General features: G+C 70.1%; 12 protein-coding genes and 1 tRNA gene. 6 read left to right on the forward strand and 7 right to left on the reverse strand.

What is annotated here, in order from left to right:
• Positions 1–30: 30 nt before the first annotated feature.
• Positions 31–774 carry a class E sortase gene (locus ACFZCY_RS03115; protein ID WP_391168923.1) on the forward strand — a complete coding sequence of 248 codons (744 nt, stop codon included), beginning with the start codon at positions 31–33 and terminating at the stop codon, positions 772–774.
• A 101-nt stretch (positions 775–875) separates the two neighbouring features.
• On the opposite strand, the gene pknB is transcribed toward ACFZCY_RS03115, so the two are convergent.
• The 6 genes from pknB to ACFZCY_RS03145 form a co-directional block, all read right to left on the reverse strand.
• Entirely contained in the window at positions 876–2,861 is a 1,986-nt protein-coding gene (pknB, locus tag ACFZCY_RS03120) for a Stk1 family PASTA domain-containing Ser/Thr kinase (RefSeq protein ID WP_391168924.1), read from the reverse strand.
• A 171-nt stretch (positions 2,862–3,032) separates the two neighbouring features.
• The gene (locus ACFZCY_RS03125) at positions 3,033–4,505 is read right to left on the reverse strand and encodes a penicillin-binding transpeptidase domain-containing protein (RefSeq protein ID WP_391168926.1); all 1,473 of its coding nucleotides are present in this window, start codon (positions 4,503–4,505) and stop codon (positions 3,033–3,035) included.
• Entirely contained in the window at positions 4,502–5,929 is a 1,428-nt protein-coding gene (locus ACFZCY_RS03130) for an FtsW/RodA/SpoVE family cell cycle protein (protein WP_361488757.1), read from the reverse strand. The genes ACFZCY_RS03125 and ACFZCY_RS03130 overlap by 4 nt, the downstream gene beginning before the upstream one ends.
• Before the next feature lie 22 nt (positions 5,930–5,951).
• Positions 5,952–7,529 (reverse strand): protein phosphatase 2C domain-containing protein, encoded by a 1,578-nt coding sequence (locus ACFZCY_RS03135; protein ID WP_391168928.1) that lies wholly within the window; start codon positions 7,527–7,529, stop codon positions 5,952–5,954.
• 75 nt (positions 7,530–7,604) lie between these two features.
• On the reverse strand, positions 7,605–8,126 hold the full coding sequence (locus ACFZCY_RS03140) for an FHA domain-containing protein (RefSeq protein WP_055545898.1): 522 nt from the start codon (positions 8,124–8,126) through the stop codon (positions 7,605–7,607).
• A gap of 10 nt (positions 8,127–8,136) precedes the next feature.
• The gene (locus ACFZCY_RS03145) at positions 8,137–8,967 is read right to left on the reverse strand and encodes a DUF3662 and FHA domain-containing protein (protein ID WP_361488751.1); all 831 of its coding nucleotides are present in this window, start codon (positions 8,965–8,967) and stop codon (positions 8,137–8,139) included.
• A gap of 306 nt (positions 8,968–9,273) precedes the next feature.
• Between ACFZCY_RS03145 and ACFZCY_RS03150 the strand changes: the two genes are divergently transcribed.
• A tRNA-Leu gene (locus ACFZCY_RS03150) sits at positions 9,274–9,360 on the forward strand.
• 275 nt (positions 9,361–9,635) lie between these two features.
• Here the strand turns inward: ACFZCY_RS03150 and ACFZCY_RS03155 are convergent.
• Entirely contained in the window at positions 9,636–10,289 is a 654-nt protein-coding gene (locus tag ACFZCY_RS03155) for an NAD(P)H-dependent oxidoreductase (protein WP_391168932.1), read from the reverse strand.
• Between the two features lie 119 nt (positions 10,290–10,408).
• Between ACFZCY_RS03155 and ACFZCY_RS03160 the strand changes: the two genes are divergently transcribed.
• The 4 genes from ACFZCY_RS03160 (at position 10,409) to ACFZCY_RS03175 (ending at position 13,762) form a co-directional block, all read left to right on the forward strand.
• Positions 10,409–10,789: a winged helix-turn-helix transcriptional regulator gene (locus tag ACFZCY_RS03160; RefSeq protein WP_391168934.1), complete on the forward strand. Its 381-nt coding sequence runs from the start codon at positions 10,409–10,411 to the stop codon at positions 10,787–10,789.
• A 140-nt stretch (positions 10,790–10,929) separates the two neighbouring features.
• The gene (locus ACFZCY_RS03165; protein WP_391168935.1) at positions 10,930–12,375 is read left to right on the forward strand and encodes a DUF2252 family protein; all 1,446 of its coding nucleotides are present in this window, start codon (positions 10,930–10,932) and stop codon (positions 12,373–12,375) included.
• A 93-nt stretch (positions 12,376–12,468) separates the two neighbouring features.
• A complete protein-coding gene (locus tag ACFZCY_RS03170) occupies positions 12,469–13,365 on the forward strand; it encodes a hypothetical protein (RefSeq protein ID WP_391169384.1) in 897 nt (298 codons plus the stop codon).
• Positions 13,366–13,408: 43 nt separating this feature from the next.
• Positions 13,409–13,762 (forward strand): rhodanese-like domain-containing protein, encoded by a 354-nt coding sequence (locus ACFZCY_RS03175; RefSeq protein ID WP_391168937.1) that lies wholly within the window; start codon positions 13,409–13,411, stop codon positions 13,760–13,762.
• The last annotated feature ends 12 nt before the right edge of the window (positions 13,763–13,774 follow it).

Consider the following 13,774-nt stretch of genomic DNA (forward strand, 5'->3'; position numbering starts at 1 on the left):
CGGGAAGATCCAGAAAAGGGGTACCACGCGGTGGCACGGACCGACCACGACCAGCGGCAGGGCCGGGACCCCGCCCCGTCCGAGACGCAGCCGACCCGCCGCCCCGGCCGCGGGCGGATCGCGGCGGCCATCGGGGTGCTGGGCGAGCTGCTGATCACCGCGGGGCTGATCCTGGCCCTCTTCGTGGCCTACTCGCTGTGGTGGACGAACGTCCTCGCCGACCGGGAGGCGAAGAAGCAGGGCAACCAGGTGCGCAAGCACTGGGCCGCCCAGGGGCCGGGCCGGCTCGACACCAAGGACGGCATCGGCTTCCTGCACGTACCGGCCATGGGCGACGGCGAGGTGCTGGTCAAAAAGGGCACCTCGACCGAGATCCTCAACGACGGCGTCGCCGGGTACTACACGGAGCCCGTCAAGGCCGCGATGCCCTGGGCGAAGTCGGGTAACTTCGCGCTGGCCGCCCACCGGGACGGACACGGCGCCAAGTTCCACGACATCGACAAGATCCACGACGGCGATCCCGTGGTCTTCGAGACCCGGGACACCTGGTACGTCTACAAGGTCTACGCGACGCTGCCCGAGACCTCGAAGTTCAACGTGGACGTGCTGAACGCGGTCCCGAAGGAGTCGGGCAAGAAGAAGGCGGGCCGCTACATCACCCTCTCGACCTGCACTCCGGTCTTCACCTCGCGGCACCGCTACATCGTCTGGGGCGAGCTGGAGCGCACCGAGAAGGTCGACGCGGACCGTACGCCCCCCAAGGAGCTGCGCTGAGGCAGCACCTCTTGACGCTTCACGCCAACGGGGGAAGCCCCCGGCGCCCTCTCCCGGGCGCCGGGGGCTTCCCCGTGCGGTGGTGCCGTGTGCGAGGCGGGCTAGCCGCCGAGGCCGCCGAAGAAGCCTCCGCCGTTGTCGCCTCCGCCGTCGTTGCCCTTGACCGTGACGAGGTTCACGGACGTGCCCTTGGGCACCTGGGTGCCGGCGCCGGGGTTGCTGGCGACCACGGTCGCGTTGTCGCCCTGATCGCCCTGGATGTTGCCCACGTTGAGCCCGAGGTCCTGGAGGGCCTTCTTGGCGTCCTTGAGCTTCTGGCCGCCCAGGTTGGGCACCGGGACCTGCTCCTGCTGGGCCGGGGCCTTGGCGATGGTCAGGTTGATGGTGGATCCGGGCGCGGCCGTACCGCCGCCCGCCGGGTCCTGCCTGATGACCGTGCCGGCCTCGGCGTCGCCGCTCTCCTCCTCCGTCGACTGGACCTTGAAGCCCTGCGCCTTGAGGGTGGCCTCGGCGTCCGCCTGCTTCTTGGTGGTCACGTCGGGGACGGGGACCTGCTGCTGCGGCGCCGCGACGGTCAGGGTGATCGTGGTGCCCCGCGCGACCTTCTTGCCCGCGTCCACGCTCTGGCGGATCACCTTGCCCGGGGTCTGGTCGGACTCCTCGGTCGCCCTGTCGACGGTGAAGCCCTTGTCTTCCAGCGACTGCTTCGCCGACGCGAACTGGACGTTGAGGACGTCGGGGACCTCGATCTTCTCCGCCGGCTTCTTGCCCTTCGACATGGTCAGCTCGACCGTGCCGTAGCGCTTGATCTCGCCGCCGCCCTTGGGGTTCTGCTCACAGACCGTGTTCTTGGCCTGGCCACAGAACCTGGAGCCGACCTGCTTCACCTTGAAGTCGCCGTTGTCCCCCTGGGCGCTGGCCTCCTTGAAGGTCTTGCCGGCCAGTGTCGGCACCGGGACCATCTCGTCGTTCTTGCCGCCGCCGGTGAGCGCCTTCCCGATGAAGATCGCGCCGACCAGCACCAGAATGCCGGCCACCACCAGCAGGATCGTCGAGAGGTTGCGCTTCTTCTCCGGGCCGCCCCGCCGCCGCTCCGGCCGCTCGTCGTAGCCGAAGCCGCCGTCGTCATCCCGCATCGGGGGCAGCATCGAGGTCGCCGGACCGGTGTCCTGCGGCCGCAGCATCGTCGTCGGCTGGTCGTTCGAGCCGTAGCCGACCGCGCCCAGCGCGGCGGTCGCGGCGACCGGCTGGCCTTCGAGGGCCGCCTCGATGTCGGCGCGCATCTCGTCGGCCGACTGATAGCGGTAGTCGGGGTCCTTGACCAGGGCCCGCAGGACGATCGCGTCCATCTCCGGGGTGATCTCGGGGTCGTACGTGCTCGGCGGCTGCGGCTCTTCCCGTACGTGCTGGTAGGCCACGGCCACCGGGGAGTCCCCGACGAACGGCGGCCGCACCGTCAGCAGCTCGTAGAGCAGACAGCCGGTGGAGTAGAGGTCGCTGCGCGCGTCGACGGTCTCGCCCTTGGCCTGCTCGGGGGAGAGGTACTGCGCGGTGCCGATGACGGCCGCGGTCTGCGTCATGGTCATACCGGCGTCGCCCATGGCCCGGGCGATGCCGAAGTCCATCACCTTGACCTGGCCGCTGCGCGTGAGCATCACGTTCGCCGGCTTGATGTCCCGGTGGACGATGTTGTTCCGGTGGGAGTACTCCAGGGCCTGGAGGATCCCGACCGTCATCTCCATCGAGCGCTCGGGGAGCAGCTTTCTCCCGGAGTGGAGAAGCTCACGCAGAGTGGAGCCGTCGACGTACTCCATCACGATGTACGGGATCGAGACACCGTCGACGTAGTCCTCGCCGGTGTCGTAGACCGCGACGATCGCGGGATGGTTGAGCGAGGCGGCCGACTGGGCCTCTCGGCGGAACCGGGCCTGGAAGGACGGGTCGCGGGCGAGGTCCACCCGGAGCGTCTTCACGGCGACAGTGCGGCCGAGGCGGGTGTCGTGCGCGAGGTAGACCTCCGCCATGCCACCGCGGCCGAGCACCGAGCCCAGCTCGTACCGGCCGCCGAGGCGACGCGGCTCTTCCATAGCTACTCCAGCCCTCTTCCGTCATTCCCGGCCGCACCCTGTGTGGGGGACCGGCGAAGTGCTGCTCGCGCATACGGTACCCGGCACGTCTTACGGGACCCGGCCTCGGCCGATACTTGATACCGGACCGGTACGACGACGTGCGGGATTGGTATCAGGGCGTGACCGGCGTCACTTGTCGCGCTCGCTGTCAAGTACCGCCTTCATCACATTCTTCGCGATCGGCGCCGCCAGCTTGCCGCCCGCGATGTCACTGCGCAGGGTGTCGGAACCCTCGACCACGACGGCCACCGCGACCGGGGAACCCTCGTCGGTCTTGGCGTACGAGATGAACCAGGCGTACGGGTTCTCGCTGTTCGCGACGCCGTGCTGCGCGGTACCGGTCTTGCCGCCGACCGTGGCGCCCGGGATCTGGGCGTTGGTGCCGGTGCCCTCCTTGACCACGGTCTCCATCATGTCCTGGAGCTTGCCCGCGTTTTCCGAGCTGAGCGGCTGGCTCATCTCCTCCGGGCTGGTCTGGTCGACCGTGTTCAGGTTGGGGGCGCGCAGCGAGTCGATCATGTACGGCTTCATCAGCTTGCCGTCGTTGGCGACCGCGGAGGCGACCATGGCCATCTGCAGCGGGGTGGCGCGGGTGTCGAACTGGCCGATGGAGGACAGGGCGTTGCCCGGCCGGTCCATCTTCTCGGGGTAGATGCTGGCGGCGGAGCGGACGGGCATGAAGACCTCTTCGTTGAACCCGAACTTCTTCGCCTCCTCCAGCATCTTGTCCTTGCCGAGGTCGTCACCGAGCTTGCCGAAGACGGTGTTGCAGGAGTAGCGCAGGGCCTGCCGCAGGGTCGCGTTCTCGCAGGGGATGTTCCCCTCGTTCGGCAGGTCCTGGGTGGACAGCGGCAGCCGCCACGGCACCGGCGAGTTGGTGGCCCCGTCGATGTCGGTGTACTTGCCGTTCTCCAGCGCCGCCGCGGCGGTGACGACCTTGAACGTGGAGCCGGGCGGGTACGTCTGCCGCAGCGCCCGGTTCAGCATCGGGTCGTCCTCGTCGTTCTTCGGCTGCAGCGCATTCCAGGTCTCCTCGTCGCTCTTCCCGCTGCCCGCGAACTTCGACGGGTCGTAGCTCGGGGTGGAGGCGAGGGCGAGGATCTTGCCGGTGCGCGGGTCGAGCGCGGCGACGGCGCCCTTGTTCTTGCCGAGGCCCTTGTACGCGGCCTCCTGGGCCTTGGCGTTCAGGGTGGTGATGACGTCACCGCCCTTCTGGTTCTTGCCGGTGAACATGTCGACGGTCCGGTTGAAGAACAGCCGGTCGTCGTTGCCGGTGAGGATGCCGTCCTCGAGGTTCTCGATCTGGGTGGCGCCGAACGCCTGGGAGGCGTACCCGGTCACCGGCGCCCACATCGGACCGTTCTTGTACGTGCGCTTGTACTTGAAGTCCGTCCCGTCGGTCTCCACCGACCCGGTGATCGGGCGGCCGTCGACGATGATGTTGCCGCGCGGCTGGCTGTAACGGGCGATCAGGACCCGGCGGTTGTTCTTGTTGTTCTTCAGCCCGTCGGCCTGGACGTACTGGATCCAGTTGTCCCGCACCAGCAGGGCGAGGACCAGAAGGCCGCAGAAGATCGCGATTCGGCGCAGGGGCTTGTTCACGGTCGGACCACCTGAGTCATCTCGGCGTCAGTGGTGGGGGCGGGCGCGGGCGCCGGCCGGCGGGCGGTGTCGCTGATCCTGATGAGGATCGCGATCAGCGCCCAGTTGGCGAGCACCGACGAACCGCCGTACGCCACGAACGGCATCGTCATACCGGTCAGCGGGATGAGGCCCATCACGCCGCCCGCGACGACGAAGACCTGGATGCCGAACGCGGCGGACAGGCCGACCGCCAGCAGCTTGCCGAACGGGTCCCGGGCGGCGAGGGCGGTGCGCATGCCGCGCTCCACGATGAGGCCGTACAGCAGGAGGAAGGCCATGGTGCCGGCCAGCCCCAGCTCCTCGCCGACGGTGGCGAGGATGAAGTCGGAGTTGGCCGCGAAGCCGATCAGGTCGGAGGCGCCCTGGCCCCAGCCGGTTCCCGAGACGCCGCCGGAGCCGAAGGACATCAGGGCCAGGGCGATCTGGTCGGTGGTGGCCCAGCTGGGCCGGGGGGTCTCGTAGACCGCGAACGGGTGCAGCCACGCCATCACACGGACCTTGACGTGCGATTCGAACGAGGCGACTCCGACCGCGCCGACCGCGGACATCAGCAGACCGAAGACGATCCAGCTGGTGCGCTCGGTCGCCACGTACAGCATGACCACGAACAGGCCGAAGAACAGCAGCGAGGTGCCGAGGTCGGTCTCGAAGACCAGGATCAGGATGCTCATCGCCCAGACCACGATGATCGGGCCGAGGTCACGGCCGCGCGGCAGGTACAGCCCCATGAAGCGGCGGCTGGCCAGCGCGAGCGCGTCCCTCTTCACCATGAGGTAGCCGGAGAAGAAGACCGCGATGATGATCTTCGCGAACTCACCGGGCTGGATGGAGAAGGAGCCGATGGTGATCCAGATGCGTGCGCCGAACCGGGCCGGGAAGAACATCGGCAGGATCAGCAGGATCAGCGCACCGATCATGGAGATGTAGGTGTACCGCTGCAGGATCCGGTGATCCTTGAGGAAGATCAGGACGGCCACGAACAGGGCCACGCCCATCGCCGAGTACATCAGCTGGTTGGGCGCCGAGGGGGCGAAGGTCTGGCCGATCGCCTCCGCCCGGCCGGCCAGCCGCCTCGACTGGTCCAGCCGCCAGATGATGACGAGGCCGAGGCCGTTGAGGAGCGTGGCGATCGGCAGCAGCAGCGGATCGGCGTACGGCGCGAACTTGCGCACCACCAGATGGCCGACGCCCGCGAGCAGGCCGAGCCCGATGCCGTAGCTGAGCATGCCCGAGGGCAGCTCGTCGCTGAGCGCCAGGCCCGCGTTGGCGTACGCGAAGACCGGAATGATCACCGCGAACACGAGCATGGCGAGCTCGGTGTTGCGGCGGCTCGGCGGACCGGCCGTACTGATCGTGGTCGTGTTGGTCGTACTACTGCTCATGGGTGGGCGGCCCCTAACGGCTTCACTGCTGGGTGCTGCTGCACTGCGGGACCAACTCCTTCTCCTGCTCCGACAGGGTGGGACCCGGCTTCGGAGTGGGAGAGGGCGACGCCGGGTTCTTCGGCGTCGGTGTGGCCTTGGCGGCGCGCAACCCCGTCGTCGCGCTCTGACTCTGCTGCGGCCTGCTGCTGCCGCTACCTGCCTTGCCTCCGGATCCGCCGCCGGCCTGCCCCTTGCCGCCGGTGAGGTCCTTCTGGCTCTCCTCGGCCCTGCGCTGTGCGTCAGCCTTTCTGCAGGCGCTGGCGAGAGTGGCGAGATCCTTCGTCTTGTCCTCGGCCTGGCCGAGCCCGCTGACCGCGATGGTGTCCTCCACGCGGCTGCGCTGGTCGGTCGGGAGGTACTTGAGTTCGATCTCGCGGTGGTCCTCATGGACCTTGTTGAGCTTGATCCACGCAAGGTCCTGGTTGATGCCCTGGTAGATCGCGACATGGTCTCCGTTGGAGCCCACGTAGTACTGCGTCTGCGTCCACTGATAGCCGCTGTAGAGGCCGCCGCCGATCACGGCGAGGCCCAGCGCGATGATCAGCGACCGCTTGACCCAGGTCTTACGGCCGCTCTTCTTGGTGTAGTCGCCGTCCGCGTAGGCCCCGTAACTGCCCTCGGGCGGTCCGCCGAGCCCCGGGTCGCCGCTGCCGGGCGGCCCGAAGCCGCCCTGTGCGTCGCCCTGCTGCGGTACGGGACGGTTCCGGCCCAGCTCGGCGGCGCGGCCCGCCGGGGTGTTCCCGGCACCGCCGTCCCCGAGGGGGACCTGGTTCTCGGCCACCGCGCCCACGATCACGGGGGTGTCGTTGAGCTGGCCGGCCAGGGTGTCGCCGCCGTCCACGTCGAGGACGTCGGCCACGATGCAGGTGATGTTGTCGGGGCCGCCGCCGCGCAGCGCGAGCTGGATCAGCTCCTGCACCGTCTCGTGCGGGCCCTGGTAGCTGGCGAGGGTGTCCTCGAGGGTCTGGTGGCTCACGACGCCGGACAGGCCGTCGGAGCAGATCAGATAGCGGTCGCCGGCCCGGACCTCACGGATGGACAGATCGGGCTCGACGTGGTCGCCGCTGCCCAGCGCGCGCATCAGCAGGGAGCGCTGCGGGTGGGTGCCCGCCTCCTCCTCGGTGATGCGGCCCTCGTCGACGAGCCGCTGCACCCAGGTGTGGTCCTGGGTGATCTGGGTGAGCTCCCCGTCGCGCAGCAGATACGCGCGCGAGTCGCCCACGTGCACCAGGCCGAGCCGCTGGCCGGTCCACAACAGGGCGGTGAGCGTGGTGCCCATGCCCTCCAGCTGGGGGTCCTCCTCGACCATGACCCGCAGCTGGTCGTTGGCCCGCTGCACGGCGGTGCCCAGGGAGGTCAGGATGTCCGAGCCGGGGACGTCGTCGTCGAGCTGGACCAGGGTGGAGATCACCTCGGAGCTGGCGACCTCGCCGGCGGCCTGGCCACCCATGCCGTCGGCGATGGCGAGCAGCCGGGGGCCGGCATAGCCGGAGTCCTCGTTGCCCTCCCGGATCATGCCCTTGTGGGACCCGGCGGCGAAACGCAGTGACAGACTCATGCGCACCTCGCCCGTCGGCTCCGGGTACAGCCCCTTGCCAACCACGCTGCCCACCCTCCGGTCGTCATGGTCCTACTACTTCCGCAGCTCGATGACGGTCTTGCCGATGCGGATCGGTGCACCCAGCGGAATCGGTGTCGGTGTGGTGAGTCGGTTCCGGTCGAGATAGGTGCCGTTGGTGGAGCCGAGGTCCTCGACGATCCACTGGCCGTCACGGTCCGGGTAGATCCTGGCATGCCGGCTGGAGGCGTAGTCGTCGTCCAGCACGATTGTTGAATCGTGCGCACGACCGAGAGTGATGGTCTGCCCCTGGAGGGCGACCGTGGTGCCGGTCAGCGTGCCCTCGGACACCACCAGCTTGGTCGGAGCCCCGCGGCGGCCGCGGCCCGAGGGCTGCTGACGCTGCTGGGGCGGTGCGGCCTGCTGTTGCTGCCGCTGCTGCTGCGGCCGGTCGGGGGCGCCACGGCGCGCCGAACCGCGCTGGGTCACGCGAGTCCCGAACAGGTCGCTACGGATGACCTGAACGGCCACGATGACGAACAGCCACAGTACGGCGAGGAAACCCAACCGCATGACCGTGAGGGTCAGCTCTGACATTGCCCCCGCTTCACCCTTCGGCTTGCCGGTAAACGATGGTGGTGCTGCCCACGACGACGCGGGAGCCGTCGCGGAGCGTAGCGCGGGTGGTGTGCTGTCCGTCCACCACGATGCCGTTCGTCGACCCCAGATCCTGGATGGTCGGCGGTGTTCCGACCCGGATTTCGCAGTGCCTGCGGGAGACACCGGGATCGTCAATGCGCACGTCAGCGTCGGTGCTGCGGCCCAGAACCAGGGTGGGCCGGGAGATCTGGTGGCGAGTGCCATTGATCTCAATCCAGCGCCGGGTCTGCCCCTGCGGCTGCGGGACGGAGCCCGCGCCGCCGCTCCGGGCCCCGGGGCGGGCCCCGGGAGGGGCACTGGGCATGGGCGGCGCGCCCGCGGGCTGGCCGCCGTAACCGCCGGGCCGCTGCTGCGGAGCCCCGCCGCGGGCCGGTGCCTGCTGGGCGGCCGCGCTCTGGGACTCGCTGGAGGCCAGCGTCCGGCTGCGCACCCGGTACAGGCCGGTGTCGAGGTCGTCGGCCTTCTCCAGGTGGACCTTGACGCCCCCCATGAAGGTGTACCGCTGCTGCTTGGCGTAGTCGCGGACCATGCCGGAGAGCTCGTCGCCGAGCTGTCCGGAGTACGGCGCGAGCCGCTCGTAGTCGCCGGTGCTCAGCTCGACGATGAAGTCGTTGGGGACGACGGTCCGGTCCCGGTTCCAGATGGTCGCGTTGTTGTCGCACTCACGCTGGAGCGCGCCCGCGATCTCGACGGGCTGGACCTCCGACTTGAACACCTTGGCGAAGGTGCCGTTCACGAGACCCTCGAGACGCTGCTCGAAGCGCTTCAGTACTCCCACGGGGCACCTCCTTCCTCAGTCGTGCTCAGTGTCGTCCTGGTACTGCTTACTGATCGTATCCACGCGTCGGGAAATCGGGTGGTTCCCCTTCCTGGCCCTGTGGAGCAGTGTCACCTCTCACAGGATCGTAGAGGTGCCCTCTGGACAGTGTCCCGCAACCGCGGCGGAGCCCCTCCGGGCGGGGCTCGACAACGAGTGTGAATCCACCCTGCCCAGCGTGCTAGTGTTCTGGATGTCGGAAGGCGCCGCGGCGAACCGGACCGAAAGGCCCGGGGAACAGGCGGTAGGCCGGAAGACAGCACCCATGCGCGGGTGGCGGAATAGGCAGACGCGCTGGATTCAGGTTCCAGTGCCCGAAAGGGCGTGGGGGTTCAACTCCCCCCTCGCGCACCAGTCGGAGCGGGCCTCTCCGGAGTGACGAAAGTCGCTCAGGAGGGGCCCGCTTCGCTTTATGTGGCGGGCCGGTCGGTCTCGCCTTGAGTCCGGCTCGACATCGGCTTGATCCACTGCCAGTTCGGCTTGATCCACATCAGCCGCCCCCGGAACTCGGTCCGACAAACGGAAGCGGGGCCTCCCCGGAGGGGCGGCCCCGCGGTTCCGCGGCCGACTGAGGCTCGGACAGCTGAGGTGGCTGAGGTGGCTGAGACAGCTCAGGCGGCTCAGGCGGCTCAGGCGGCGAACTGGGAAGCGAGCGCCTTGGCCTTCGAGGCGGCGTCCTCGTGGGCCTTCGCCTTGGAGGCGTCCGAGAGCTCGACCAGGTCGGCCATCGCCGGGTTGCTGCGGGCCAGGGTGAGCTCCGGCACAACGAACTCGACGTCGAGGTTGAGCCCGTCCTTCAGGGCCTTCTCCAGGTAGGTCGTGACGAACTCGAAGCTCTCCCGCGGCGTCCCCGGACCGTAGCCGCCGCCCCGGCTGGCGACGACGATCGTCGGGGTGCCCGAGGTGGTGGTCTGCTCGGCGCCGGAGGTGCGGCCCATGATGATCACGTGGTCCAGCCACGCCTTGAGGGTGGAGGGAATCGTGAAGTTGTACATCGGGGCGCCTATGAGGACCACGTCGGCCTGCTCCAGCTCACCGGCCAGGGTGTCGCGCAGCGCGAAGGCGGCCTGCTGCTCGGGGGTGTGGGTCTCGGTGGGGACGAATCCGGCCTGGGCGGCGAGGCCGTCCAGGTGCGGCAGCGGCTCGGCGGCCAGGTCGCGGTAGATGACCGTGCCATTCGGATGCTGGGCCTCCCACTCCTTGCGGAAGGTGGCGGTCACCGCGCGGGAGGCGGAGGCTTCGCCGGGGAAGACAGAGGTGTCGATGTGAAGAAGCGTGGGCATGGAGGTGCCTCCGTGGACAAGGCGCTCCCGTAAGGAGCGGGTGTTTTCTATGTACCTACGATTGGCACAGTAGCTTACTTTTCTGCAGCACCAAACGAAACGCAGGTATCGTGTATTCCATGGCGGACGGAGGCGGGCCCGAGGTCCACGACGAGCACGTGTGCAAGCAGGTCGACGGCAAGATGACCCGGGTCTTCGAGCTGTTCGGGAAGCGGTGGACCGGGCTGATCGTGGCCGTACTGACCGAGCAGGGGGCGTACTTCGCCGAGTTGCGGCGGGCCATCCCGGGCATCAGCGAACGCATGCTGTCGGACCGCCTCACCGAACTCTCGGCGGCGGGGCTGGTACTCCGCGAAGTGGACCCCGGGCCTCCGCTGCGGGTGGCCTACCGGCTGACGGAGGCGGGGAAGGCGCTGGAGCCCGCGCTGAAGGAACTCGGGCAGTGGGCCGAGGACCATCTGCCCGAAGGCGGCGGCTGCCCGGAGCAGTTCCGGCGCTGAGCAGGACATTCGCCGGGTTCACCGGAGTTTTCCACAGGCCCTGACGGGGCGTGGGCGATCGGGGGTACGGTGCTGGTCGGTCGGGGGCGTGAGCGCCGTCGGCGGGGTCGGTGACGGGCGAGGACGAAACGGGGGGCGTGATGGCTGACGGCACGGGTGGGGGCGGGGCGGCCCGGCGGCTGCCCCAGGTACCGGGGTTCGCGGCCTGGCGCGGGGACGGCCCCTCTCCGCGGCAGGAGGGGAAGGCGCTGCGGAAGCGGGTGCCGCGCTCGGCGCACGCCGCGCTGCCGTCGCCCGCTCCCGGGCGGCCGGACGCGGTGGCGGCGGTCGAGCGGTCGAACGCCGGGCGGCTGCCGGAGCTGACGCCGATACGGGTGGGGCGGATGATCGCGACCCCGTTCTCCTTCCTCCGCGGCTCGGCCGGGCTGATGGCCCACGACCTGGCGGGCACTCCGGTCACCGGCGTCGGCGCCCAGCTCTGCGGTGACGCGCACGCCGCCAACTTCGGGCTCTACGGGGACGCGCGCGGCGGTCTGGTCATCGACCTGAACGACTTCGACGAGACCGTCCACGGTCCGTGGGAGTGGGATGTGAAGCGGCTCGCGGCCTCGCTGGTGCTGGCCGGGCGGGAGGCCGGCGCCGACGAGGACGCCTGCCGGTCGGCGGCCCGTGACGCGGCGGGCGCCTATCGGCGCACGGTCCGGCTGCTGGCCAAGCTGCCGGCCACCGACGCGTGGAACGCGATCGCGGACGAGGAGCTGGTCTCGCACACCGACGCCCGGGACCTGGCCGGCACGCTGGAGCGGGTCGCCGAGAAGGCCCGGCGGAACACGAGCGCGCGCTTCGCCGCCAAGGCCACGGAGGCGGTTCCGGGCGATGGGGGCTCCTCCGGGCGGCCCGTGGCCCGGCGCTTCGTGGACGCGCCGCCGGTGCTGCGGCGGGTGCCGGACGCCGAGGCGGTGGCGGTCGCGGAGGCGCTGGGCGACTATCTGGGGACGCTGCCCGAGGACCGGCTGCCGCTGCTCGCCCGGTACGAGGTGCACGACGTGGCGTTCCGGGTCGTGGGCACGGGCAGCGTGGGGACGCGTTCGTATGTGGTGCTGCTGCTCGACCACCGGGGCGAACCGCTGGTGCTGCAGGTGAAGGAGGCCCGGCCGTCCGCGCTGCTGCCGCATCTGGGGCGGGCCGGTTTCGAGATACCCGAGGTCGTCCACGAGGGGCGGCGGGTGGTGCTCGGCCAGAAGCGGATGCAGGTCGTCAGCGACATCCTGCTGGGCTGGACGACGGTGCTCGGGCGGCCGTACCAGGTACGGCAGTTCCGTAACCGCAAGGGGAGCGTCGACCCGGCCGCGCTGGCCGCCGACCAGATGGACGACTACGGGCGGATGACGGGCGCGCTGCTGGCGCGGGCGCATGCGCACAGCGCGGATCCGCGGGTGCTCGCCGGGTACTGCGGCAAGGGGGAGGAGCTGGACGAGGCGATGGCCGGCTTCGCGGTGGCGTACGCGGACCGCACGGAGGCGGATCACGCGGAACTGCTGGCCGCGGTGCGCGCCGGGCGGATAGCGGCCGAGCCGGGGGTGTGAGGCGCGAGTCCCTGGGCGGACACCCCCTGGGACTGCCCCACGTAGGCTGAGCGGGTGACGAACCGGGAAGCGCAGCAACAGGCACAGCGGGCGGTGTCCGAGGCGGAGCCCCAGGAGGAATCTCAGGCACCGGCCGAGCCCCAGTCCGAGCAGGCCCAGCCGGAGCGGGCCCAGTCCGAGGAGGCGCGATCCGAGGAGGCCCAGTCCGAGGAGGACGCGCAGGCCGCCGAGCGTCTTGAGCGGGCGGTGCGGGCGGCCGAGCAGGCGCTGATCGAGTTCGAGATCGCGGTGGAGACCTTCCGGGTCGAGGTGGAGAACTTCTCCCGGCTGCACCATCAGCGGCTCGGCCCGATGTACTCGCGCCTGGACGAGCTGGACGCGCTGATCGCCGAGGCGGTCGCGGAGCGCACCGGCGATCCGGAGGACCGGCGCAGGGCCCGCGAGGCGCGCGGACTGGTGCAGCCGATGCCTGGCGTGGAGGAGCTGTTCCACGGCTGGATCGACTCCGAGGGCCTGTCGCCGGAGGCGTCCGCGATGCTCACCGAGCAGCCGGTGCAGCCGCCGCCGCGGGTGCGGCCGAGCGAGGAGGCCCGCCGGATCTACCGCGACCTGGCCCGCAAGGCCCATCCGGACCTGGCCGAGGAGGAGGCCGAGCGGGAGCGGCGCGGTGAGTTCATCGTGCGGGTCAACGCGGCGTACGCGGCCGGGGACGAGGTGGCGCTGCGGAAGCTGGCCGAGGAGTGGGAGGCCGGTCCGCCGCCACCCGAGCGGCGGGCGAGCCGCAGCGAGGAGCTGTACGCCCGGCTGGAGTGGCTGGCCGAGCGCAAGGAGATGCTGGCCGAGGTCGCCTCCGAGCTGGAGTCGAGCGCGATCGGCGCGATGATCAAGATGGCGCCGGAGGACCCGGACCGGCTGCTGGACGAGATCGCCGAGCAGCTGCTCGCCCAGGTCTCCGAGAAAGAGGCCCGGCTCGCGGAGCTGTCGCGGTAGTAGGTTTCTCCGAGCTGACGATGTCGTGTGAGAGGTGTGTGTGATGCATTTTGCCCAGCTTCCCCAGGTGGAGGCCGCGGCGGTACCGGCCGATGGCTTTCTGCTGGACGTCCGGGAGGACGACGAGTGGGCGGCCGGGCATGTCGAGGGCGCCCTTCACATTCCGATGGGCCAGGTCGTCGCCCGGTTCGGTGAGCTGACCGAGTCGGTCGGCGAGGAGCGCCGGGTGCATGTGATGTGCCGGGTCGGCGGGCGGTCCGCGCAGGTGACGCAGTATCTGGTCGCCCAGGGCCTGGACGCGGTGAACGTGGACGGCGGGATGCTCGCCTGGGAGGCGGCCGGCCGTCCGATGGTCGGTGGCCAGGACGGCACGGCCGAGGGCGCCTTCGTGCTGTAGTCCGGGCGGGCC

It is taken from the genome of Streptomyces sp. NPDC007983 (assembly GCF_042958345.1).
Classification (GTDB): Bacteria; Actinomycetota; Actinomycetes; order Streptomycetales; family Streptomycetaceae; genus Streptomyces.

What these genes read in the sequence shown, in the direction of transcription:
- pknB (WP_391168924.1), bottom strand. Translation starts at nt 2,861, where the DNA reads ATGGAAGAGCCGCGTCGCCTCGGCGGCCGGTACGAGCTGGGCTCGGTG.
- ACFZCY_RS03130 (WP_361488757.1), bottom strand. Translation starts at nt 5,929, where the DNA reads ATGAGCAGTAGTACGACCAACACGACCACGATCAGTACGGCCGGTCCG.
- ACFZCY_RS03135 (WP_391168928.1), bottom strand. Translation starts at nt 7,529, where the DNA reads ATGAGTCTGTCACTGCGTTTCGCCGCCGGGTCCCACAAGGGCATGATC.
- ACFZCY_RS03140 (WP_055545898.1), bottom strand. Translation starts at nt 8,126, where the DNA reads ATGTCAGAGCTGACCCTCACGGTCATGCGGTTGGGTTTCCTCGCCGTA.
- ACFZCY_RS03155 (WP_391168932.1), bottom strand. Translation starts at nt 10,289, where the DNA reads ATGCCCACGCTTCTTCACATCGACACCTCTGTCTTCCCCGGCGAAGCC.
- ACFZCY_RS03160 (WP_391168934.1), top strand. Translation starts at nt 10,409, where the DNA reads ATGGCGGACGGAGGCGGGCCCGAGGTCCACGACGAGCACGTGTGCAAG.
- ACFZCY_RS03165 (WP_391168935.1), top strand. Translation starts at nt 10,930, where the DNA reads ATGGCTGACGGCACGGGTGGGGGCGGGGCGGCCCGGCGGCTGCCCCAG.
- ACFZCY_RS03175 (WP_391168937.1), top strand. Translation starts at nt 13,409, where the DNA reads ATGCATTTTGCCCAGCTTCCCCAGGTGGAGGCCGCGGCGGTACCGGCC.